The sequence below is a fragment of the Gordonia ajococcus genome (assembly GCF_012974285.1).
GTDB classification, from domain to species: Bacteria; Actinomycetota; Actinomycetes; order Mycobacteriales; family Mycobacteriaceae; genus Gordonia; species Gordonia amicalis.
The window spans coordinates 425,413-446,277 of record NZ_CP052884.1 but is presented as its reverse complement, the minus strand read 5'-3'; the positions used below and the strand labels follow the sequence as shown (position 1 = coordinate 446,277).

General features: G+C 67.6%; 21 protein-coding genes and 1 pseudogene. 9 read left to right on the top strand and 13 right to left on the bottom strand.

All coding sequences use genetic code 11. From position 1 onward, the window contains the following. Positions 1–181 precede the first annotated feature (181 nt). The 3 genes from acs to GAA2_RS01960 all read left to right on the top strand — a co-directional run bounded on the left by acs (position 182) and on the right by GAA2_RS01960 (position 3,908). The gene (gene acs, locus GAA2_RS01970; protein ID WP_024499546.1) at positions 182–2,125 is read left to right on the top strand and encodes an acetate--CoA ligase; all 1,944 of its coding nucleotides are present in this window, start codon (positions 182–184) and stop codon (positions 2,123–2,125) included. A gap of 178 nt (positions 2,126–2,303) precedes the next feature. Next, complete coding sequence (locus tag GAA2_RS01965) at positions 2,304–2,840, top strand: phage holin family protein (protein ID WP_006435087.1); 537 nt, start codon at positions 2,304–2,306, stop codon at positions 2,838–2,840. 3 nt (positions 2,841–2,843) lie between these two features. Then, positions 2,844–3,908, top strand: a complete 1,065-nt coding sequence (locus GAA2_RS01960) for an alpha/beta fold hydrolase (RefSeq protein WP_159405414.1) — start codon at positions 2,844–2,846, stop codon at positions 3,906–3,908. On the opposite strand, the gene GAA2_RS01955 is transcribed toward GAA2_RS01960, so the two are convergent. From GAA2_RS01955 to nth, 4 genes are read right to left on the bottom strand one after another with little or no spacing between them, the layout of a single operon-like run. After that, positions 3,823–5,016 carry a MarP family serine protease gene (locus GAA2_RS01955; protein ID WP_096272883.1) on the bottom strand — a complete coding sequence of 398 codons (1,194 nt, stop codon included), beginning with the start codon at positions 5,014–5,016 and terminating at the stop codon, positions 3,823–3,825. The genes GAA2_RS01960 and GAA2_RS01955 overlap by 86 nt on opposite strands. Further along, positions 5,016–5,843: an NUDIX hydrolase gene (locus GAA2_RS01950; RefSeq protein WP_096272882.1), complete on the bottom strand. Its 828-nt coding sequence runs from the start codon at positions 5,841–5,843 to the stop codon at positions 5,016–5,018. Before GAA2_RS01950 ends, GAA2_RS01955 begins: the two co-directional genes overlap by 1 nt. Continuing rightward, positions 5,840–6,580, bottom strand: coding sequence for a TlpA family protein disulfide reductase (locus GAA2_RS01945; protein WP_096272880.1), 741 nt, complete (start codon positions 6,578–6,580; stop codon positions 5,840–5,842). The genes GAA2_RS01950 and GAA2_RS01945 overlap by 4 nt, the downstream gene beginning before the upstream one ends. Further along, on the bottom strand, positions 6,577–7,353 hold the full coding sequence (nth, locus tag GAA2_RS01940; RefSeq protein WP_191834673.1) for an endonuclease III: 777 nt from the start codon (positions 7,351–7,353) through the stop codon (positions 6,577–6,579). The genes GAA2_RS01945 and nth overlap by 4 nt, the downstream gene beginning before the upstream one ends. A gap of 236 nt (positions 7,354–7,589) precedes the next feature. On the opposite strand from nth, the gene GAA2_RS01935 reads away from it, so the two are divergent. Beyond that, positions 7,590–7,853, top strand: a complete 264-nt coding sequence (locus GAA2_RS01935; protein WP_096272875.1) for a hypothetical protein — start codon at positions 7,590–7,592, stop codon at positions 7,851–7,853. A 227-nt stretch (positions 7,854–8,080) separates the two neighbouring features. Beyond that, a complete protein-coding gene (locus GAA2_RS01930) occupies positions 8,081–8,755 on the top strand; it encodes a Crp/Fnr family transcriptional regulator (RefSeq protein ID WP_005194565.1) in 675 nt (224 codons plus the stop codon). A gap of 54 nt (positions 8,756–8,809) precedes the next feature. On the opposite strand, the gene GAA2_RS01925 is transcribed toward GAA2_RS01930, so the two are convergent. From GAA2_RS01925 to GAA2_RS01895, 8 genes and pseudogenes are all read right to left on the bottom strand, one after another. Continuing rightward, the gene (locus GAA2_RS01925) at positions 8,810–9,628 is read right to left on the bottom strand and encodes an MBL fold metallo-hydrolase (protein ID WP_006435094.1); all 819 of its coding nucleotides are present in this window, start codon (positions 9,626–9,628) and stop codon (positions 8,810–8,812) included. A gap of 76 nt (positions 9,629–9,704) precedes the next feature. Beyond that, a complete protein-coding gene (locus tag GAA2_RS01920) occupies positions 9,705–10,121 on the bottom strand; it encodes a DUF2628 domain-containing protein (RefSeq protein WP_006435095.1) in 417 nt (138 codons plus the stop codon). Between the two features lie 7 nt (positions 10,122–10,128). Beyond that, positions 10,129–11,274 (bottom strand): flotillin family protein, encoded by a 1,146-nt coding sequence (locus GAA2_RS01915; RefSeq protein ID WP_159405415.1) that lies wholly within the window; start codon positions 11,272–11,274, stop codon positions 10,129–10,131. Between the two features lie 148 nt (positions 11,275–11,422). Then, positions 11,423–11,639: pseudogene (locus GAA2_RS23010) on the bottom strand (hypothetical protein). Then, entirely contained in the window at positions 11,603–12,943 is a 1,341-nt protein-coding gene (locus GAA2_RS01910; RefSeq protein WP_096272871.1) for an MFS transporter, read from the bottom strand. The pseudogene GAA2_RS23010 and the gene GAA2_RS01910 overlap by 37 nt, the downstream one beginning before the upstream one ends. 54 nt (positions 12,944–12,997) lie before the next feature. Then, the gene (locus GAA2_RS01905) at positions 12,998–13,759 is read right to left on the bottom strand and encodes a TSUP family transporter (protein ID WP_096272869.1); all 762 of its coding nucleotides are present in this window, start codon (positions 13,757–13,759) and stop codon (positions 12,998–13,000) included. 7 nt (positions 13,760–13,766) lie between these two features. Next, positions 13,767–14,240, bottom strand: coding sequence for a RidA family protein (locus GAA2_RS01900; protein WP_006435100.1), 474 nt, complete (start codon positions 14,238–14,240; stop codon positions 13,767–13,769). Positions 14,241–14,242: 2 nt separating this feature from the next. Next, positions 14,243–14,407, bottom strand: a complete 165-nt coding sequence (locus GAA2_RS01895) for a DUF4177 domain-containing protein (protein WP_006435101.1) — start codon at positions 14,405–14,407, stop codon at positions 14,243–14,245. 43 nt (positions 14,408–14,450) lie between these two features. On the opposite strand from GAA2_RS01895, the gene GAA2_RS01890 reads away from it, so the two are divergent. Beyond that, positions 14,451–15,521, top strand: a complete 1,071-nt coding sequence (locus GAA2_RS01890; RefSeq protein ID WP_006435102.1) for an ArsA family ATPase — start codon at positions 14,451–14,453, stop codon at positions 15,519–15,521. Next, positions 15,521–16,615, top strand: a complete 1,095-nt coding sequence (locus tag GAA2_RS01885) for an ArsA family ATPase (RefSeq protein ID WP_024499564.1) — start codon at positions 15,521–15,523, stop codon at positions 16,613–16,615. The genes GAA2_RS01890 and GAA2_RS01885 overlap by 1 nt, the downstream gene beginning before the upstream one ends. A gap of 86 nt (positions 16,616–16,701) precedes the next feature. Here the strand turns inward: GAA2_RS01885 and GAA2_RS01880 are convergent, their stop codons facing one another. After that, entirely contained in the window at positions 16,702–17,013 is a 312-nt protein-coding gene (locus tag GAA2_RS01880; protein ID WP_024499565.1) for a WhiB family transcriptional regulator, read from the bottom strand. Positions 17,014–17,329: 316 nt separating this feature from the next. Between GAA2_RS01880 and GAA2_RS01875 the strand changes: the two genes are divergently transcribed. Together GAA2_RS01875 and GAA2_RS01870 are read left to right on the top strand one after the other, a co-directional pair. Continuing rightward, positions 17,330–19,783, top strand: a complete 2,454-nt coding sequence (locus GAA2_RS01875; protein ID WP_096272867.1) for a penicillin-binding protein — start codon at positions 17,330–17,332, stop codon at positions 19,781–19,783. A gap of 53 nt (positions 19,784–19,836) precedes the next feature. Beyond that, the gene (locus GAA2_RS01870; protein ID WP_006435106.1) at positions 19,837–20,844 is read left to right on the top strand and encodes a metallophosphoesterase; all 1,008 of its coding nucleotides are present in this window, start codon (positions 19,837–19,839) and stop codon (positions 20,842–20,844) included. Positions 20,845–20,865 lie beyond the last annotated feature (21 nt).

Here is a 20,865-nt window from a genome sequence, read left to right as displayed (position 1 = left end):
CACGGCGACCGCTCATCGCGGCGGAGCCGCCGCTCATCGCGAATCGATCACGCTCGGCGGAGCACCGGTACCCGGTTGCAACGTGACGTGACTACGCTCACACCAGCGATCCGTCATCCCGCCGGGTCACCTTTTACTGTGGGTTGACCCGCCGTCGAGAAGCGAAAGGCTCATTTCACCGATGTCTTCCACCACCGTCCAGGCGTACCCGCCGTCCGAGGAGTTCGCCGCGCAGGCCAATGCCTCCGCCGAGATCTACGCCCGTGCAGACGCCGACCGACTCGAGTTCTGGGCGGAACAGGCACGCCGTCTCGATTGGGCCACCGACTTCACCGACACCCTCGACTGGTCGGACGCCCCGTTCGCCAAGTGGTTCGTCGGCGGCAAGCTCAATGTCTCGGTCAACTGCGTGGACCGGCACGTCGCCGCAGGTAAGGGTGATCGTGTCGCCATCCACTGGGTCGGCGAACCCGGCGACACCCGCGACCTCACCTACAGCCAGCTGCTGGCCGAGGTCAGCAAGGCCGCGAACTACTTCGCCTCGATCGGCCTGGAGGCCGGCGACCGCGTCGCCATCTACATGCCGATGGTTCCCGAGGCCCTGATCTCGATGCTCGCGTGTGCGCGTCTCGGACTCACCCACTCGGTGGTGTTCGCCGGCTTCTCGTCGGGCGCGTTGCGCTCCCGCGTCGACGACGCCGAGGCCAAGCTCGTCATCACCACCGACGGCCAGTACCGCCGCGGTGAGCCCGCTCCCCTCAAGACCCACGTCGACGAGGCGCTGGGCACCGGCGTCGACGCCGCGAAGTCGGTCGAGAAGGTCCTCGTCGTCCGTCGCACCGACCACGACCCCGACCTGAACTGGGTCGAGGGCCGCGACGTGTGGTGGGAGGACACCGTCGACCAGCAGTCCGACGTCCACGAGCCGGAGGCGTTCGACTCCGAGCATCCGCTGTTCCTGCTCTACACCTCGGGCACCACCGGCAAGCCCAAGGGCATCGTCCACTCCTCCGGCGGCTACCTGACCCAGGTGAGCTACACCTTCCACTACGTCTTCGACCACAAGGAAAGCCGGGACGTCTTCTGGTGTGGCGCCGACATCGGCTGGGTGACCGGCCACTCGTACCTCGTCTACGGCCCGCTCTCCAACGGCGCCACCGAGGTCGTCTACGAGGGCACCCCCAACTCGCCCAACGAGCACCGCCACTTCGAGATCATCGAGAAGTACGGCGTCACCATCTACTACATCGCCCCGACCCTGATCCGCACGTTCATGAAGTGGGGCCAGCAGATCCCCGAAGCCCACGATCTGTCGTCGATCCGCCTCCTCGGCAGCGTCGGCGAGCCGATCAATCCCGAGGCGTGGAAGTGGTTCCGCCAGGTCATCGGGGGCGGCAAGGCACCGATCGTCGACACCTGGTGGCAGACCGAGACCGGCGCGATCATGATCTCGCCGCTGCCCGGTGTGACCGAGACCAAGCCCGGCTCGGCGATGAAACCGCTGCCCGGCATCAGCGCGAACATCGTCGACGACGCGGGCAAGCCCGTCAGCGCAGGCGAGCAGGGCTACCTCGTCCTCGATCAGCCGTGGCCGGCGATGCTGCGCGGCATCTGGGGTGACGAGGAGCGTTTCCGCGAGACCTACTGGTCCCGATTCGCCGACCAGGGCTGGTACTTCGCCGGTGACGGTGCCCGCTACGACGAGGACCACGCCCTCTGGGTCCTCGGCCGCGTGGACGACGTGATGAACGTGTCCGGCCACCGCATCTCGACCGCAGAGGTCGAGTCGGCCCTCGTCGGCCACTCCGGCGTGGCCGAGGCCGCGGTCATCGGCGCCGCCGACGAGACCACCGGACAGGGCATCGTCGCCTTCGTCATCCTCCGGGAGGGCGTCGAGAACACCGGCGACGAGCTGATCGCCGAGCTGCGCCAGCAGGTGTCGGTGGAGATCTCCCCGATCGCCAAGCCGCGCGAGATCAACGTCGTGCCGGAGCTGCCCAAGACGCGATCGGGCAAGATCATGCGTCGCCTGCTCAAGGATGTCGCCGAGGGCCGCGAGCTCGGCGACACCTCGACGCTCGTCGATCCTGCGGTCTTCGAGGCGATCCGGGCGAAGAAGGCCTGATCCTTCGAGACGCTCACTCCACGAGGGAACGGACAGCGTCGATGCGCCACCGGTGAACGCCTCACCGGTGGCGCATCGCGCGTTCCGGGCCACTTCATCGACGCCTCGCCGGGTGGGCCGCCACCTCGCGAGCCCACGCATGGCAACATATGGCATCAGCCGAACAACGGAGGATTCTGTGAGCCCCAACGAGCACGGCCTGCCCGAAGCGGGCCGGGACTCCGTCCCGTCGATCCCCCGGGACTCCGTCCCCTCGATCCCACTGTCCGACGCGAACGCCGGCCCGAACGGTGAGCCGAGTATCGGGAGCCTGGTCAAGGACGCCACCGCGAGTGTCTCGACGCTGTTCCGGTCCGAAGTCGCCCTGGCCAAGGCGGAACTCGTCGGTGAGGCCAAGAAGGCGGGCGCGGGAACGGGTCTGCTGATCGTCGCCGGCGTGATGGCGCTGTACTCCAGCTTCTTCTTCTTTTTCTTCCTGGCCGAACTGCTCGACGAGTTCGTGTGGCGCTGGCTGGCGTTCCTCATCGTCTTCCTGATCCTGGTCGTGGTCACCTGCGTCGCAACCCTCGTCGGGTACATCTTCTTCAAGAAGGTCCGTGGCCCGAAGAAGACGATGGAGTCCGTCAACGAGCTTTCCTCCGTGCTGCCCAACCGCGGCTCCGACCATTCGCAGGCCCCGGCGCATCCGAGGATTCCTCCCGCCCGCGAGGGCTGAGCATTGAGCGAGGCACCTGACCCCTCGAGCGTTCGTCTGCCCGGCGACTGGGAGCACCTCGACGTCCGCGCCAACGGTGTCCGGTTCCACGCAGTCGAACCGGCTGGGCTCCCCACCGGCGACCGGCCGCTCATACTGCTGCTGCACGGCTTCGGCGAGTTCTGGTGGAGCTGGCGACATCAGCTGAGAGCACTCGGCGCGGCCGGCTTCCGGGCCGTCGCAGTCGACCTGCGCGGCTATGGCGACACCGACAAGCCACCGCGCGGCTACGACGGCTGGACCCTGGCCGGCGACACCAACGGTCTCGTCCGAGCTCTCGGACACACCAGTGCGACCCTTATCGGGCACTCCGACGGCGGCCTGGTCTGCTGGGCGACAGCGACCCTGCATCCCCGCGTCGTCGACCGGATCGTCGTCCTCGCCTCGCCTCACCCGCGGGCACTGCGCCGGCGCGCGCTACGTGACCGGGCACAGCGATCACAATTCCTGAAGCCCTTCCTGCGCAACCAGATCCCGCGCCTCGGTGAGCGGCAGGTCACGCGGGACGACGCGGCGTTCATCGCCGACTACTTCGCAAAGCGGTCGTCGCCGGCCTGGCGCGCCGAACCCGACTACGCGCAGACGGTCGAACTGAACCGGTCGGCGATGCTGATCCCGTATGTCGCGCATTGCAGTCTGGAGTACCGGCGCTGGGCGTTCCGCTCCCAGTTCCGGCCCGACGGAATGCGTTTCATGGAGCTCATGGACCAGCGGCTGCATCTGCCGGTACTCGCGCTACGCGGCCGCGACGACCCGTACATACTGAACGACGCCATGGCCGACGGCCATCGGTGGGCGGCGCACCAGACCTACCGGCAGCTCGAGGGCAGCGGACACTTCGTGCACCAGGAACAGCCCGCGGCGGTGACCGAGGCGATCCTCGACTTCCTCCGTACGAAACCGGAAGCGACCAACGACGTCGCCGCGAAGAAAGCCCGGCGGATCAGGCCAGCACGCACCTCTTGGTACTCACCCGATCGCTTCGCCGCTCGGATTCGTCGAAGTCGGCACGCACCTGACGGGCGGTGAGCACGAAGCCGGTCTCGTCGGCCGCGTTCTCCGCCGCACCGAACACGACGCCGAGCACCTCACCGTCTGAGTTCAGCAACGGCCCACCGGAATTGCCCTGCCGGATCGAACCGCGGACCGCATAGACCTCACGCGTGACCTGGCCGGTCCGGTAGATGTCGTCACCGGTGTGCATGAACGCCGACCGCACCCGCAGCGGACTGATGTAGAACGGGCCGGCCTCCGGGAAGCCGAGCGCGATGGCGTCGTCGCCGGTCGATGCGGGCCGTGAGGCGAACTTCAGGGCGGGGGCCCGCAGGCCCGGGACATCGAGGACGGCGATGTCGTTGTCGCTGTCGAAGAGGACGGCCTTCGCGGGCAACCGGGCCCCGGTCGAGGTCTCCACCTCCAGACGCTCGGTCCCGGCCACGACGTGGGCATTGGTCATCACACGCTCGGGTGAGACGACGAAGCCGCTGCCCTCGAGGGCCTGACGGCAACTGGGTGCGACACCTTCGATCTTGACGACGCTCGGCCTTGCCTGGCGGACCACAGGTAGGCCGGCCAGTGCCGGGTCAGGAGGGTCGACGTTGGTCGACGGCGAGCTCACGAACGGGAACTTGGGCAGCCCCGAACTGTCGAGGAGGGCCTTGAAATCGCCGGGCAGATCGTTGACCCACTGCGGCGACAGCACCTCGACGCCGGTCAGGATCTTGGAGTCGCGCACCGCGCCGGCGATCGCCGGGTCGGCGGAACCGCGCAAGGGGATCGCGAGCAATCCCGCCGCGAGGAGAACGGCCACCACCTGGAGTATCGAACCGACGCCGCTGTCGATGGCCCGCAGCCCAGGCGACCGGATGCCGCCACGTGCGGCGCGACCCAGCACCGTGCCGGCCACCTCACCGATGACCACCAGCACGACGAGGACGAGGATCCCGACGAGTACACGAACCTGCAGGTCGTCGAACCGCTCGATCAGATGTGGGGCCAGCAACAACCCGGCCACCGCACCCAGCGCAACGCCGATGAACGCCAGCGCTGAGGCGACGGCACCGGATCGGTAACCGCTGATCGCCGCGAGGAGCGCGATGACGATGACGATGACATCGACCCAGGTGGAGCCCGTCATCAGCCCGCACCCGGTTCGCCATGGGTGTCCGGGTCGACCATCCCGCGCGGATGGACGGCGCTGAATCCCGATTCCTGACGGTTGCCGGCGCGTTCGATCATCTCGTCGAGCGGCCGGATGTCGTTCTTGTCCCAGGGCCTGTCCCACCCGGATGCCTCGCTGATGGCCGCGATGAGTCCGCCGGTGAAACCCCAGACCAGCAGACCGTCGACGAAGAAGGCCGGCCCCTGATAGAGGCGACCACCCATCACCGAGCGACGCACCTGGAAGCGGTTCTCGGGTGCGAGGAGCTCACGCAGGTTGATGCGGTCGACGCGGGCGGTCTCGCCCGGGTCGACGACGCGGACCTCACTCGGCTCGTGCCACCAGCCGATGACCGGCACCACGTCGAAGCCCGACGGTGGAACCGGAAAGGTCGGCAGGCTGGCCAGGATGTGCACGCCCGATGCATCGAGTCCCGTCTCCTCGCGGGCCTCGCGCAGTGCGGTGCCGACCGGGAAGTCGTCACCCGGATCGGCGGCACCACCGGGGAACGCGACCTGCCCGCTGTGCTGACGAAGCGTCGACGCGCGTTCGGTCAGCAGCACCTCGGCGTCGGCCGGAACGCCGCCGGGATGGTCGTCGGCGGCCTCCCAGGAACCGGAGAACAGCACGAGGACCGCAGCCGCGCGACGATCACGGATGAACAACTGGGCCCATCGCGTGCGGTCCCCACCACGATTGTTGACGCTCTCGGAGACGGCGGCGACGTCGCTGGTCAGCGGATGCAACCACGGCGGGATCTCGTCGTGATGGACGAGCGGGCCGACGTGCGGGTGATCGTTCATACCGTCACGTCCAGGTACTCCTCGACCGCGTCGGCGATCTCCTGCGGACTGTCGAACACCCCGGGATACACCTTGGCGATCGAGCCGTCGGGACGCAGGAAGACGGTCGACGGGAAGACTCGCGGCGCGGTGATGGCGGCGGCCACCCGGCCGTCGGGATCGAGCACGGACGGCAAGCGAACTCCGATCTCGGTGAGCAGTGTCAGCGGGAAGAACGGGTTGGTCCCGCCCTCCTTGGCATGGAGTGCCAGCACCGTGACGCGGTCGCCGGCGCGGGCCGCGAATTCCTCGAAGTAGGGCAACTCGGTCTTGCAGGGTCCGCACCATTGCGCCCACACGTTGATGACGAGGGGCTTGCCCGCGGTGGCTGCGCCGATGTCGTACGGCGCGCCGGTCCCCAGACACGGTTCGACGATCCCGGCCAGGACCGAACCCGGGCTCTCCGGCAGTCCGGTGACCGGGCAGTCGGCGAGCGCCGCGTCGGTGCGTGCCTTCGCCACGCGCGCCTCGTCGACCGGCGCGTCCAAGGGCCGGACACCGCTGACCGACGGCGGTGCGCCGGTGGTCGGCGACGGGGCCTCACCGCGGGGCCAGATCGCGACGATGAGCGCGACCATCACGATGACGAAGACGAGGGTCCAGCGCGCTGCGGCCGGGAAGCGGGAGGCCGGTGGCATGAGGCTCGGAGAGGAATCGGCGGGCTGAGGAGTCGCCGGTGCGGGGGTGTTGTCGTTCACGGCGCGGCGAGTCCCGCCAGTCGGAGCAGGTGGTCGGTCTCCGGACCCTTGACCAGCGCGGCGGCCTCGGCCTTGTCCATCGGACCCGTGCCCACCGCGGGGCAGTCCTTGGCGAGGATGCACACGCCACAGGCCGGTTTGCGGGCATGGCACACACGACGGCCGTGGAAGATCACGCGGTGTGACAGGTCGGTCCACTCCCTGCGCTCGATCAGCTCGCCGACGGCGTGCTCGACCTTCACCGGGTCCTCTTCCTCGGTCCACTGCCAGCGCCGGACGAGTCGACCGAAGTGCGTGTCGACGGTGATGCCGGGGATCCCGAACGCATTGCCCAGGACGACGTTGGCCGTCTTGCGGCCGAAGCCGGGTAGCGACACCAGGTCCTTCAGGTTGTTGGGGACCTCGCCGTCGTAGCGCTCGACGAGGGCCTGGCCGAGTCCGATGATCGCATTCGCCTTGTTCCGGTAGAAGCCGGTGGAGCGGATCATCTCCTCGAGTTCGGTGCGGTCGGCCTCGGCGTAGTCGCGGGCGGTGCGGTACTTCGCGAACAGCGCCGGGGTGGTCTGGTTGACCCGCACGTCGGTGCACTGCGCCGACAGGATCGTGGCCACCGACAGCTCGAGTGGGTTGGTGAAGTCGAGTTCGCAGTAGACGTGCGGAAACGCGATCTTGAGGGTGCGGTTCATCCGTCGCGCGCGTCGGACCAACCCGAGGGGGGTCTCCTGCTTGCGTGCCGGGGCCTGACCCACCGACGCAGCCTTCCGTGCGCTCACGTGATTCAGGTTAGCGATGTGCTGGGCGAACTCCGCTCATCACGGCCCACGACGGTCGCGCCGAACCGTGGGTCCGGCAGCATCACCCCAGGTCAGGGACCTCATCACGGCGCCGGTGTGAGCTACGTGGCTCGACGGGCCGGGATGAGGGACACAACCTACGGTCAGGTAACAAGTCAGTGACGTCGTCCCATCCGATGAGGATTCTGCGCGGCCGATTGTGTTTACTTGTCCCCATGCATGGTCTCGCAGCACTGCTGTTCCCGGCGGTACTCATGCTCTTCGCCATGGGCATGGACAAGGTGCAGGCCCGGATCGACCGCGTGTCCGTCTCCAACGACGACGTCGACGAATTCATCGACCGCACGGGGTCCCAGAACGCCGGTAAGCCGCCTCGCGATCCCGCACCCGCCGCACTCCACGAACTTCGGCCCCACCGCTTCCCCGGCCACGAACCGGCGACCGCCGATCACGCCGCCTCGCCAAAGCGAGCCAGCTGATCCACCGCCCCCCACTCGCCGTCCGGTCCGCCCGGACGCGTCCTTTGCGGTGTTCTCCGGCCGATCGCGGCCGCTGATCGCCGAACCCGGGCATCTCGTCGGTCAGACACACACTCATTGCACCGTCAGTGACCCATTCAACACATATGCTCGTGCGCGGGGTAGCGTATCCAAGGGCGCGATCTCACAACGTGGCTGTAGCAAAGATTTCGAGAAAGGTTCCCTAGGTGGAAGAAGTACTGGCGCGGGCAGGCATATTTCAGGGCGTCGAGCCCTCTGCCGTCGCGGCGCTGACCAAGCAGCTTCAGCCCGTGGATTTCCCTCGTGGACACGTGATCTTCCATGAAGGCGAGCCCGGTGACCGGCTCTACATCATCATGTCCGGCAAGGTGAAGGTCGGCCGACGTTCACCCGACGGCCGAGAGAACCTGCTGACGATCATGGGACCGTCGGACATGTTCGGTGAGCTCTCCATCTTCGACCCGGGCCCCCGTACCTCGTCGGCGACGACGGTGACCGAGGTCCGCGCGGTGTCGATGGACCGTGACGCCCTGCGCGCGTGGATCAAGGATCGTCCCGAGATCGCCGAGCAGCTGCTCCGCGTGCTGGCCCGTCGTCTGCGCCGCACCAACAACAACCTCGCCGACCTGATCTTCACCGACGTGCCCGGTCGCGTCGCGAAGCAGCTCCTGCAGCTCGCGCAGCGTTTCGGCACCCAGGAGGGCGGCGCCCTGCGCGTCACCCATGACCTGACCCAGGAAGAGATCGCCCAGCTGGTCGGCGCCTCGCGCGAGACCGTGAACAAGGCACTCGCCGACTTCGCCCAGCGCGGCTGGCTGCGCCTCGAGGGCAAGAGCGTCCTGATCGCCGACTCCGAGCGCCTGGCGCGTCGCGCACGCTGACGAACCACAAGAGCCGCTCGTTCCTTCGGGAGCGAGCGGCTCTTGCTTTCGGCCTCAGGCCTCGCGCAGGTACTCCAGCTGCGCCTTCACCGACATCCGCGCCGCCGGCCACAGCTTCTTGTCGACGTCGGAGTAGACGCGGCGCACGACCTTCATCGGCTTGGCCTCGTGCGGAGAGACGCCCATGGCGTCGAGGGCGGCGACGATCTGATCGATCCGCTCCTCGCGATGAGTCTTGTAGAACCGGGCGACCGGCACGAGATCCGGATGGTCGGGGCCATGTGCCGGAAGCAGCGCCGCGCCTTCACCTTCGACGATGAGCCGGTTCAGCGAGTTGAGATAGTCCCGCAGCCCGCCGTCGCTTGGGTCGAGCACGGTCGTGCCGCTGCCCAGGATGGTGTCGCCGGTGAGCACCGCACGCCGGTCCTCGTGCTCGACGAGGAAACTCACCGAGTCCCCGGTGTGTCCGGGCGTGTGCAGCACCGTGATCCGCAGGCCGGCGACCTCGATGACCTCGCGGTCGCGCAGGGGATCGGCATTCCGGCAGAACTTCTCCAGACGGGCGCGCACGGGTGCACCCGTCCGCTTGTGCAGACGGGCCACACCGCCGGTGTGGTCGAAGTGCCGGTGCGTGATCAGGGTGAGCGCGACGGGGAGCTCCGCAAGACGTCGGGCATGGTGCTTGTACTTCGGTGGACCGGGATCGACGACGACGCACTCGTCACTGCCCGGTGCGCGCAACACGTAGGTGTTGGTCCCGTCGAGCTCCATCATCCCGGAGTTGTCGCACAGCAGGACCGACGCGAAGGGGGTTACCTCTCGGAGCACCCCGTAGGCGGGGTGGACGGCGGCGTCATCGTTCGGGGTGCTCATGGTGTCCGAGCCTATCGACTGACGACGGCCCCGGTCACCCGGCTCGGCCATCCGGCCACCGTGAGCCGATCCCGACTCAGCCCTTGCTGCGAGTCGTGCCCTCGAAGATGTTCCACGAACGGTTGTCATTCCGGACATGCAGGTACCACGCGTAGTTCGCGGTCGTCGCGTACAGCGCACCGACACCACACGCGATGGCCATGTCGAAGCTGCTCGGGACGTTCAGGGCCAGGAGCAGCGCATTGAAGACCAGCGTCAGCCCGAACAGCATCAGGCCTTTGCGCCACATGCCCTTAACCGCGAAGTAGATCGGCCCGAAGAAGAACGCCAGTGGATTGAAGGTGATGCGCACCCGTTGCCCGAAGGGCAAGTGTTTCATCGCCTCTCGGGACGGCGGATCCGCCGGCGGGCCGTAGGCGTCGAAGAAGGCGAATCGGCTGTGCCAGCTCGGCGGTACGGCGTGGTCACGGAGGGGCTGTTCGGAGAAGGTCATCTGTTCCTCAGACCCCACTGACCGGGGTGCCGTTCACGGACTGGTCCGACGCCTCGTCGAGCACGGTCGGCGCGACCTGATCCTGCAGACTGCGCAGGAGCGCGGCGCCCTGGGTGATGACGCCGGTCATGATCTCGTTGACGCCCTCGGCGCCGTTGTACACCGTGAGGTTGGCGGTGCTGAGCCCCTTGGCGACTTCACCCACGAGGGTCGGCAGCGCCTCGATGAGCTGCTGGTCGAGCGCGATCCGGTTGTGCTGCGCGGCGGCGGCCGACTGGATCTCCACGGCCTTCGCCTCGGCCTCGGCCTCGGCGATGATCGCGCGGCGACGCGCCTCGGCCTCGGCCGGCTTCACGACCTCCGAGATCAGTTCCTGCTCACGCAGTTCGGCCTGCGCCTGCGCCAGCACCGACTGCTCGCGGATGACTTCCTGGTTGACCCTCGCCTGGGCGAGCGGGCCGGCCTGGGCGGCCTCGGCGTTGGCCTTGTCGGTCTCGGCCTTGATGGCCGCGCGCTTGATCGCGGTCTCCCGCTCGTAGTCGGCCTGGTTGCGCAGGGACTCCTGCTGCGCCTTCGCCGATTCCTGGTCGGCCCGAGCACGTTCCACAGCGGCCTCGCGCTGCACCTTCGCGATGTTCGGTGCGGCAAGCGCGTTGATGTAGCCGGAGTCCATGTCGTCGATCGACTGGATCTGGAACGAGTCGACCACCAGGCCGATCGATCCCATCTCCCTCTTCGAGGCCTCGAGCACCTGCCGGGCGAGGGTGTCGCGTTCGCGGATGATCTGCTCCACCGTCATGGAACCGACGATCGATCGGAGATGGCCGGAGAAGATCTGTCCGGTCAGCTGATTCATCTCGTTCTCCTGCTCGGAGATGAATCGCTGGCCGGCGTTGACGATCGACACGACGTCGTTGCCGACCTTGTGCGCGATCACTGCGCGGACGTTGAGCTGGATGCCCTGCGTGGTCACGCAGACCTCACGGATCGAGGCCTCGTGCAATGCCATCGACAGGAACCGGACCTTGCGGAAGAAGGGCATCACCCATTTGCCGTGGCCGACGATCACGACGAACGGTGCGTCGCCCTCATGGGCCTTCGCACCCGAGATGAGCATCGCCTCGTCGGGTTCCGGGACGTAGTAACCGAGCATGCTCTTCTCCTCGCGTCAGGTGCGTCTTGCATTGTTTCGTGTCGTCACATCAAGGTTGCCGATCGCAAATCATCGCATCGTTGCAGCACATACTGCCTCATCTCGCTGCCGGCGCCGATCATCCATTCACATGCACCGGCGATGCAGGTCAGAGCCCGGGGAGCGTTGTCCAGCGTTCGACGTCGACGACCCGGCCGGGCAGTTCGGCGATCACCAGCACCGGGGTGTCTCGTGAGCGGTTCCGTGGCGCGCGCCAGGAACCGCTCTGTCCCTCCGCCGAAAGGCAGTTCGATCTCGCCGAGAGTCTCTCCCCCGGGGATCGCCAGTGTCACGACACCCGTTCGTCCGACGAGTTGCTGTGACACGCTGATCCCTCCCCTGCAAGGCCGATGATCGGACTGTAGGCCATCGCGGCCTGCCGGCGCCCGCGCGCACCGTCGACCACCACGTACACGGCGGTGACCACCGCGATCGTCCCGGCACCGAGTACGAGGGTGGCGTATCCGAACGCACCCACCACGACCCCGGCCAGCGCACCCGCCCCGGCTCCGGCGAGACTCATCGAGGTGTCCGAGACACCCTGTGCCGCAGCATGTCTGATGACCTCTACGGCGTCGGTCAGCAGGGTCGACGCCGCGACCGTGGACGCCGACCACCCGATGCCGAGTAGGACCAGTGCGGCGACGAGTCCGGCCTGGGAGTCGACGAACACGAACCCGACGATGCAACTGACGACGAGAACGGCCTGACCGGTGAGGATGACCGGCACTCTTCCAGCGCGGTCGGCGAGGATGCCCATCAGCGGTGAGAGCGCGAACATCCCGGCGATGTGGGCGCTGATCGAGAGTCCGACAAGCGTCACCGACACGCCGCCGTGGTGCAGGTGAACGGGCGTCAGCACCATGACCCCGACCATCACTGCATGCACCGAGACGACCGCCGCCAACGCCGCTCGGGCGGCGGGTGATTGCATGATCGCCGAAAGCCCCTCCGCCAGAGATGGTCTCGATGTCGATTCGGAAACTCCACGATTCGCTTCCACGAGCGGGTCGGGCCGCAGACCGACGAGGAGCACGGCTGCCGCACACAGGCACCCGACGGCGCCCAACAGGAACGGCCCCGCCATGTCCGCCATCCCGACCCAACCCGCGACCGGCGCCCCGAGCGGAACCAGCGCGGGACCGACGACGGCGCCGACCATCGTCATCCAGACCACGAGCGACAGGTCGCGACCCCGTGTCTCCGGCGCGGCCAGGTCCGTCGCCGCGAACCGGGCCTGAAGGCTGACTTCCGTCCCCGATCCGAGCGCGATCATCCCCGCGAGCATCAGCAGGAACCAGCCGCGGTCCCCAGCGAAGGCCACGATCAGCGCGCCGGTGGCAGCGACTATCAGCCCGGTGGCGAGCGCGGGTCGCCGACCGCGCGCCGACGCCAGCGCCGCGAGCGGTAGCCCGGCTGCTGCCGCGCCGAGTGTCAACACCGTGGCCGGCAACCCGGCCAGCGATTCGGTCCCGGACAGCTCCTCACCGAGAATCGCGCCCAGCGCCAGGGCACCGCCCATCGAGACGCCGCCCAGCACCTGAACCAGGCACAGCAGGACGACGGTGCGACGCTGGATCGCGACGCGCGTCGAGTCGGCGGCGGATTCGGTGGGGGCGTTCACCCCCACCGCATCTCCCGTTCCGGCCCGGCACCGCCACGCCTTTTCGCCTGCGCACGTGGATCAGTCGGTGATCAGGTCGTACCCCAGCTTCCCCACCATCACCACGACGACGGCCAGGAGCACCCACCGCACGAACGAACTACCGCGCCCGATGGCCATGTGCGAGCCGATCTGGGCGCCGACGATATTGGCGACTGCGAGTCCGAGACCCAAGAGCCACAGCACATTTCCCTGGAGCCCGAACACGGTCAGCGCCCCGAGGTTGGTACCGGTGTTGATGACCTTTGCCATCGCCGAACTCTCCAAGAACGTCGTCCCGACGAGAGCGGTGAGGCTGATGATGAGGAAGGCCCCGGTTCCGGGACCCATCACCCCGTCGTAGAACGCGACGACGACACCGGCGATCACCAGGCCGGCGATCGTCGACAGGCGAGACCGCGGGCCCGACGACGTGTCGCCGCCGAACCCGGGATTCAGCGCGACGAAGAGTCCCACGCCGACGAGCATCACCAGCACGATCGGCGTGAAGATCTCCGTCGGCAACGAGATCGCCACCAGCGCACCGAGAGCCGAGAACACGAGCGCGGCGAGGAACACCGGGACGAGCCGTCGTAGATCGACGCGCACGTGCCGCACATAGCGCCAGGCTGCCGATGCGGTGCCGAAGACCGCGGCGAGTTTGTTGGTGCCGAGTGCCGTCGCCGTCGGCAGGCCGGGCTGCGCGATCAGCATCGCGGGGATCAACACCAATCCACCGCCGCCGACCACGGCGTCGACCCATCCGGCGGCTGCGGCCGCGACGACCAGCAGCGCGACGTCCAAAGAGACGTCAGGCCACTTCGACGATCAGCTCCACCTCGACGGGTGCACCGAGCGGCAGTTCGGCGACACCGACGGCCGAACGAGCGTGAACTCCCGCGTCGCCGAAGATCTCGCCCAGCAGATCCGACGCACCGTTGATGACCTTCGGCTGACCGGTGAAGCCAGGGGCCGACGCGACGAAACCGACCACCTTGACAATGCGCACCACCGAGTCGATACCGACCAGTGCGTGCACCGCGGCGAGCGCGTTCAGCGCGCAGGCGCGCGCCGCATCGGTGGCCTCATCCGGACGCACGACGCCCTCGGCACCGTCGTGCACCTTGCCGTGCACCGAGAGTTCGCCGTTGACGATCGGGAGCTGTCCCGAGGTGTAGACGAGGTTGCCGGTCCGCACGGCCGGGGTGTAGCTGGCCACCGGAGGCACCACGTCGGGTAGCGCGATGCCGAGCTCGGCGAGTCGATCTGTCCAGGTTGCAGCCATGCTCAGCCCTTCGGTCGCTTCATGTAGGCCACGTGCTGCTCACCGGTCGGGCCGGGCAGCACCGACACCAGTTCCCAGCCGTCGGCGCCCCACTGATCGAGGATTTGTTTGGTTGCGTGCGTCAGCAGCGGCACCGTCACGTACTCCCACGCGGTCACTTCAGTCATGGACTCACCCTATCTGCCGACGATCAATGGATAAGGTGTTGCGGTGGCCAATGAACAGGGCTCACGTTCCGGGGCGGGGGAAGGTCTCGATTCCGGCGTGACAGACAACTCTTCCGTTGCGGACGCGAACGAGTGGCCGGACGCGGCATCGCGCGCCCGGTTGCACTTCGTCTCGGGTAAGGGCGGGACCGGTAAGACGACCATCGCGGCGGCGCTCGCGCTCGCACTCGCCGCCGACGGCAAGAAGGTTCTCCTGGTGGAGACCGAGGGCCGGCAGGGCATTGCGCAGCTCTTCGACATACCGCCGCTGCCGCCGACCGACACCAGGATCGCGACTGCCGAAGGCGGGGGCGAGGTGTCGGCGCTCGCCGTCGACATCGAGCACGCACTGCTCGAATACCTCGACATGTTCTACAACCTCGGCTTCGCCGGCCGGGCGATGAAGCGCATCGGCGCCATCGACTTCGTGACCACGGTGGCACCGGGTCTGCGCGACGTGCTGCTCACCGGCAAGATCAAAGAGCGCATCATCCACACCGACAAGCAGGGCGAGCGCGTCTACGACGCGGTGGTCGTCGACGCACCGCCGACCGGCCGGATCGGCAATTTCCTTGACGTCACCCAGGCGATGGCCGACCTCGCCAAGACCGGTCCGATCCGTAACCAGAGCGAGGGTGTCGTCCGCCTGCTGCATTCCGAGGAGACCGTCGTCCACCTGGTGACGTTGCTGGAGGCGATGCCGATCCAGGAGACCATCGAGGCGATCGAGGAGCTGCGCGGCAAGAACCTCAACCTCGGCAGCCTGATCATCAACCGGGTCAGTGCACCGCACCTGCCCGCCGACACGATCGACGAGATCGCCGAGGGACAGATCGATGCCTCGCGGATCGAGGAGAACCTGAGCGCCGCCGGCGTGAAGCTCGCCGACGGTGATCTGTCCGGGCTGCTCACCGAGACCATCGAACATGCGACCCGCCTGCAGGCACAGCAGATCGCGAAGGCCCAGCTCGACGAGGTCGAACTGCCGACCCTCGAACTGCCGTCCCTCGGCGACGGCATCGACCTCGGTTCCATCTACGAGCTGGCCAACCTTCTCCAGAAAGCGGGTGCGTGATGCCACTCGACCTCAAGATGGGGGCGGTGCTGACCGACCCCGCGACCCGCGTCGTCATCTGTTGTGGTGCCGGCGGCGTCGGCAAGACCACCACCGCGGCCGCCATGGCGATGTACGCAGCCGAGCAGGGCCGCACCGTCGCGGTCCTCACCATCGACCCGGCCAAGCGGCTCGCACAGTCACTCGGGATGTCGCAGCTCACCAACGAGCCGCAGCCGGTTCCGATCGATGGCAAGGGCACGCTCGACGCGATGATGCTCGACATGCGGCGCACCTTCGACGAGATGGTGCTCGAGTACTCCAGTCCCGAACGCGCCGAGGCGATCATGGAGAACGCCTTCTATCAGACGGTCGCGTCGTCGTTCTCCGGCACGCAGGAGTACATGGCGATGGAGAAGCTCGGCAAGCTGCTCGAGCAGGAGCACTGGGACCTCATCGTCGTGGACACGCCACCGTCCCGGAACGCCCTCGACTTCCTCGACGCGCCGCAGCGTCTCGGCTCGTTCCTGTCGGGTCGGCTGATGAAGGTGCTGGTCGGCGGCGGACGCGGTGTCGGCCGAATGGTGACCGGGGCGATGAGCCTGGCGATGCGGGGCGTCTCCACCATCATCGGCGGCGACATGCTGCGCGACGTCGCGACGTTCGTGCAGTCCCTGGACTCGATGTTCGGCGGTTTCCAGGACCGCGCGCTGAAGACCTATGAACTGCTGAAGCAGCCGGGCACCCAGTTCGCGGTGGTCGCCGCGGCCGAGGCCGACGCGCTGCGTGAGGCCGCATTCTTCGTCGACCGGCTGTCGGAGGAGACGATGCCGCTCGCGGGTCTGATCCTCAACCGGACCCACCCGAACCTGACCTCGATCCACGAGGAGGCGGCGCTGGTGGCACTCGAGTCGGTCACCGACGACCTGACTCGCGGGGTGCTACAGATCCACGCCGACCGGGCCGCCACCGCGAAGCGCGAACTCCATCTGCTGCAGAGATTCACGGCGGCCCATCCGCGGGTCCCGATCGTCGGGGTCCCGGCGTTGCCGTTCGAGGTCGCGGACGTGACCGCACTGCGCGCAGTCGCGGAGCAGATCACCGGACGGGGCTGAGCGCTTTCACCACCGACTGATGACAATCGGCTCGGCCGGCTTCCGTCGGTCGAGCCGAATTGCGTTTGCTGATGTGTCTTGGTGGGTCAGACCGCGTCGGCGCGCTGACGCCGGCGCTGGGCTTCGAAGAACGCCGACCACGAGGTGACCTCGGGATGCTGGCGCAGGAGTGCGCGACGCTGACGCTCGGTCAGGCCACCCCACACACCGAACTCGACGCGATTGTCGAGGGCATCGGCACCGCATTCGAGCTGTACCGGGCAGTGCCGGCAGATCGTGGCGGCCTTGCGCTGGGCTGCTCCTCTCACGAACAGATCGTCCGGGTCTCCGCCTCGGCATCGTGCTCTGGCCACCCAGGCCAAGCGATCTTCTCCGGTAGAAACTGCCGCTGTCGCCATCCGCCACCCCTACTCATCGTGTTCCGCATGTCCCCGAAGCCGGGGCTCAACTCGCTGCTCAGACCACATTTACAGCAAACTGTTAAGTGAGTCACATTCTGCACTCAATCTAGGGATCTGTGCATGGGTGCGCAACCCCTGGAGCGCAACAAAGTGGGACCACCGTGCAAACTCATCCGATCGGACGGTTGCACTGACGCGCGGTCGGGCCGTTCTTCGAGCACGCCGGGATCGTGTCCAGGCACAACGGTCCCGTCGGATCTCGGGGGCGAGGCTGGGCGATGTTCGGACCGATCGCACGTATCCTGTCGGGGTGATGTCGAAGAAACTGTGGTCACTGGCCTGGGCGAGCCTGCTGGCCGGGGTTCTCGTCGCGGGCCTGATGTATCCGGTGGCCAGTGGGGTCGGAGTCGTCTCCAACCGGGCGGCCGCGGCAGTCGAGAACGTCTCCTCCGAACTCCTGAACGGCACCTTGCCGGAGGTCACCACGATGACCGACGCCAACGGAAAGCCGATCGCGGTGCTGTTCGACCAGTACCGCTACCAGGTCGGATACAACGACATCTCGCCCGACATGATCCGCGCGATCATCTCCGTCGAGGACCGGCGCTTCCTCGAGCACGACGGCGTCGACTGGAAGGGCACCATCCGCGCCGCGCTGAAGAACTCGTCGTCGGGCGAGGTCCAGCAGGGTGCGTCGACGCTCGATCAGCAGTACATCAAGAACTATCAACTGCTCGTGCTCGCCCGCACCGAGGCCGACCGCCAGGCCGCGGTCGAGACGACCCCGGCGCGCAAGCTGCGCGAGGTGCGCATGGCCCTCACGCTCGAACAGACCCTCATCGACGAGGCCAAGCGCGACAAGGGTCTCGACGACGCCGCCGCCAAGCAGGAGGCGAAGAAGCAGATCGTCACCCGCTATCTGAACGTCGTCCCGTTCGGCAACAACGCCTACGGCATCGAGGCGGCCGCGCAGACCTACTTCGGGATCCCGGCGAAGGACCTGCAGGTAGAGCAGGCGGCCATGCTCGCGGGCATGGTGCAGTCGAGTTCGGCGCTCAACCCCTACAGCAACGCCGAGGACACGCTGACGCGCCGGAACCTCGTACTCGACACGATGATCGACAACTTCCCCGAACGACGCGCCGAGCTGATGGCGGCCAAGGAGAAGCCGCTGGGCGTGCTCCCGCGTCCGCGGACGCCCACTCAGGGCTGCATCGCCGCCGACGACAAGGGCTTCTTCTGCGACTACGCGTTGCAGTTCCTCGCCGAGAACGGGATGTCGCGCAACTCCGTGCTGCGAGGCGGGTACATCATCCAGACCACCCTCGACCCCGACGTGCAGCGCTCAACGGACCGTGCGGCAAAGACCCAGGCGAGTCCCACCGCCGACGGTGTCGCGGATGTCATCAGCACCATCCGTCCCGGGGACAAGTCCCACGACGTGCTGTCCATGGCGTCGAGTCGCCGCTACGGACTGAACCTGAATGCCGGCGAGACGATGCAGCCGCAACCGTTCTCGATGGTCGGCGACGGCGCGGGCTCGGTGTTCAAGATCTTCACCGTGGCTGCGGCCTTGGAGAAGGGTCTCGGCGCCGGGTCGACGATCCCGGTGCCCGGTTTCGTCGCCGTGGAGGGCATGGGTAACAGCGGCGGGGTGAACGGGTGTCCGGCCAACGCCTACTGCGTGAAGAACGCCGGCCGCTACCCCGCGGCGATGTCGGTGACCGATGCGCTCGCCCAATCGCCGAACACCGCTTTCGTCAAGCTGCTGCAGCAGGTCGGCGTGAAGCCGGCCGTCGACATGGCCGTCCGCCTCGGCCTGCGTTCCTACACCGTCCCCGGCTCGTCGGGAAACGGCGAGAAGAGCATTGCCCAGTACGTCAAGGACGGGAACTTCGGTTCGTTCACGCTAGGGCCGCTGCCCATCAACGCGCTCGAGCTCGCCAACGTCGCCGCGACGATCGCCTCCGGCGGCGTCTGGTGCCCGCCCAACCCGATCAAGTCGATCAGCCGGGTGAAGCGCGATCAGTACGGCAACCCGGTGATCGGGCCCGACGGGCAGCGTGCCCTCACCACGGTCCCGTTCAACGCTCCGGGCTGCGAACAGGTCGTCGACAAGGGTCTCGCCGACACCCTCGCCGTCACCATGAGCAAGGACGACGTGGGTGCGGGTACCGCCGCGGGCGCCGCGGGTTCGGTCGGCTGGACGCTTCCGATGTCGGGTAAGACCGGCACGACCGAGGCATACCGGTCGTCGGCGTTCGTCGGATTCACCAACCAGATCGCCGGCGCCGCGTACGTCTACAGCGATGGCCCCAACCCGCAGGGTGTGTGCACCAGTCCGCTTCGGTCCTGCTACGAAGGCAACGTGTTCGGCGGTATGGAACCCGCGCGGACATGGTTCCAGGCGGTGAAACCGGTCGCGACCAAGTTCGGTCCGGTCCGGCTCCCTCCGATCGACCGCGAATACTGGAACGGCAGTGACCGCGGACGAATCCCGCAGGTCAGCGGACTGACCGCCAGTGAGGCGACCTCACGCCTGCAACGGGCCGGGTTCAAGGTCAACGAGCTCGAGGTCGACAGCGGCCGCCCCAAGGGCACGGTCGTGTTCACCGCACCCTCGGATTCCGCGATGCCCGGCAGCACGGTCACCATCTACGTCAGCAACGGTCGTCGCGCCGGTGGCGGTGACGGCGGCAACGGTCCCACCGAGACCACCGTGGTGGTTCCCGGTGTCGGCCCGGTCGTGATCCAGCTACCCGGCTGAGCCCGGGGCCGGGAACGGGTGGGCATGCGCTCGGTGATGCGTATTCTGAACAGATGCAACACTCCGAACTCGACTTCGCACGCCTCGGCCGTTCACGCCTCGGTTCACCCGGTTCCGGGGTCGGTTCGCGCGCACTGATCGGTGCCGCGGGACTCGCCGCGGCCGGCCTCGTCTACTCGACGGTCATCGAGCGCAACGCCTTCGCCCTGCGCCACACGACGCTGTCGGTCCTCGAACCCGGCGCCTCTCCCCTGCGGGTCCTGCACATCAGCGACCTGCACATGATGCCCAACCAGCGGCTCAAGCAGGCGTGGATCTCCGAGCTCGAGGCGCTGGAACCAGATCTGGTGGTCAACACCGGCGACAATCTCGCGCACCCGCAGGCGGTGCCCGCGGTGATCCAGTCCCTCGGCGGCCTCCTGTCGCGTCCGGGTCTGTTCGTCTTCGGTTCCAACGACTACTTCGGCCCCAAGGCGAAGAATCCGTTCAAGTACTTCAAGAAGGATCACCAGCGCACGTATGGTGAACCGCTTCCGTGGCAGGACCTGCGGGCGGCGTTCACCGAACGCGGCTGGCTCGACGCCACACACACCGTGCGTGAGCTCGAGGTCAGCGGGGTGCGGGTGGTCGCGGCCGGAGTCGACGATCCGCACATCGAGCGGGACCGCTACGAGACCATTGCCGGGCGCCCCAACCCGCTGGCGCACCTGCGCCTCGGCCTCACGCATTCGCCCGAGCCGCGGGTCCTCGACCGCTTCGCCGCCGACGGCTACGACCTCGTGATGGCCGGCCACACCCACGGCGGGCAACTGTGCCTGCCGTTCTTCGGGGCGCTCGTCACCAACTGCCACATCGACCGTTCCCGGGTGAAGGGACCGTCGAACTGGGGGTCGTCGATGAAGCTGCACGTGAGCGCCGGCCTCGGCACATCCCCGTACGCGCCCGTCCGCTTCTGCTGCCGCCCGGAGGCCAGCCTCATCACCCTGACGCCGGTCTCGCACGGCGACGCCGATTACGACGCCGACCAGTCGCTGCCGCAGCTGGCACGCGAGTCCCTGTGAGCGTCCCCCGAACACACCGGG

What these genes read in the sequence shown, in the direction of transcription:
- acs (WP_024499546.1), top strand. Translation starts at nt 182, where the DNA reads ATGTCTTCCACCACCGTCCAGGCGTACCCGCCGTCCGAGGAGTTCGCC.
- GAA2_RS01880 (WP_024499565.1), bottom strand. Translation starts at nt 17,013, where the DNA reads ATGGCGACAGCGGCAGTTTCTACCGGAGAAGATCGCTTGGCCTGGGTG.
- GAA2_RS01885 (WP_024499564.1), top strand. Translation starts at nt 15,521, where the DNA reads ATGCCACTCGACCTCAAGATGGGGGCGGTGCTGACCGACCCCGCGACC.
- GAA2_RS01900 (WP_006435100.1), bottom strand. Translation starts at nt 14,240, where the DNA reads ATGGCTGCAACCTGGACAGATCGACTCGCCGAGCTCGGCATCGCGCTA.
- GAA2_RS01950 (WP_096272882.1), bottom strand. Translation starts at nt 5,843, where the DNA reads ATGAACGATCACCCGCACGTCGGCCCGCTCGTCCATCACGACGAGATC.
- GAA2_RS01955 (WP_096272883.1), bottom strand. Translation starts at nt 5,016, where the DNA reads ATGACGGGCTCCACCTGGGTCGATGTCATCGTCATCGTCATCGCGCTC.
- GAA2_RS01925 (WP_006435094.1), bottom strand. Translation starts at nt 9,628, where the DNA reads ATGAGCACCCCGAACGATGACGCCGCCGTCCACCCCGCCTACGGGGTG.
- GAA2_RS01915 (WP_159405415.1), bottom strand. Translation starts at nt 11,274, where the DNA reads ATGCTCGGTTACTACGTCCCGGAACCCGACGAGGCGATGCTCATCTCG.
- GAA2_RS01895 (WP_006435101.1), bottom strand. Translation starts at nt 14,407, where the DNA reads ATGACTGAAGTGACCGCGTGGGAGTACGTGACGGTGCCGCTGCTGACG.
- GAA2_RS01935 (WP_096272875.1), top strand. Translation starts at nt 7,590, where the DNA reads ATGCATGGTCTCGCAGCACTGCTGTTCCCGGCGGTACTCATGCTCTTC.
- GAA2_RS01875 (WP_096272867.1), top strand. Translation starts at nt 17,330, where the DNA reads ATGTCGAAGAAACTGTGGTCACTGGCCTGGGCGAGCCTGCTGGCCGGG.
- GAA2_RS01870 (WP_006435106.1), top strand. Translation starts at nt 19,837, where the DNA reads ATGCAACACTCCGAACTCGACTTCGCACGCCTCGGCCGTTCACGCCTC.
- GAA2_RS01920 (WP_006435095.1), bottom strand. Translation starts at nt 10,121, where the DNA reads ATGACCTTCTCCGAACAGCCCCTCCGTGACCACGCCGTACCGCCGAGC.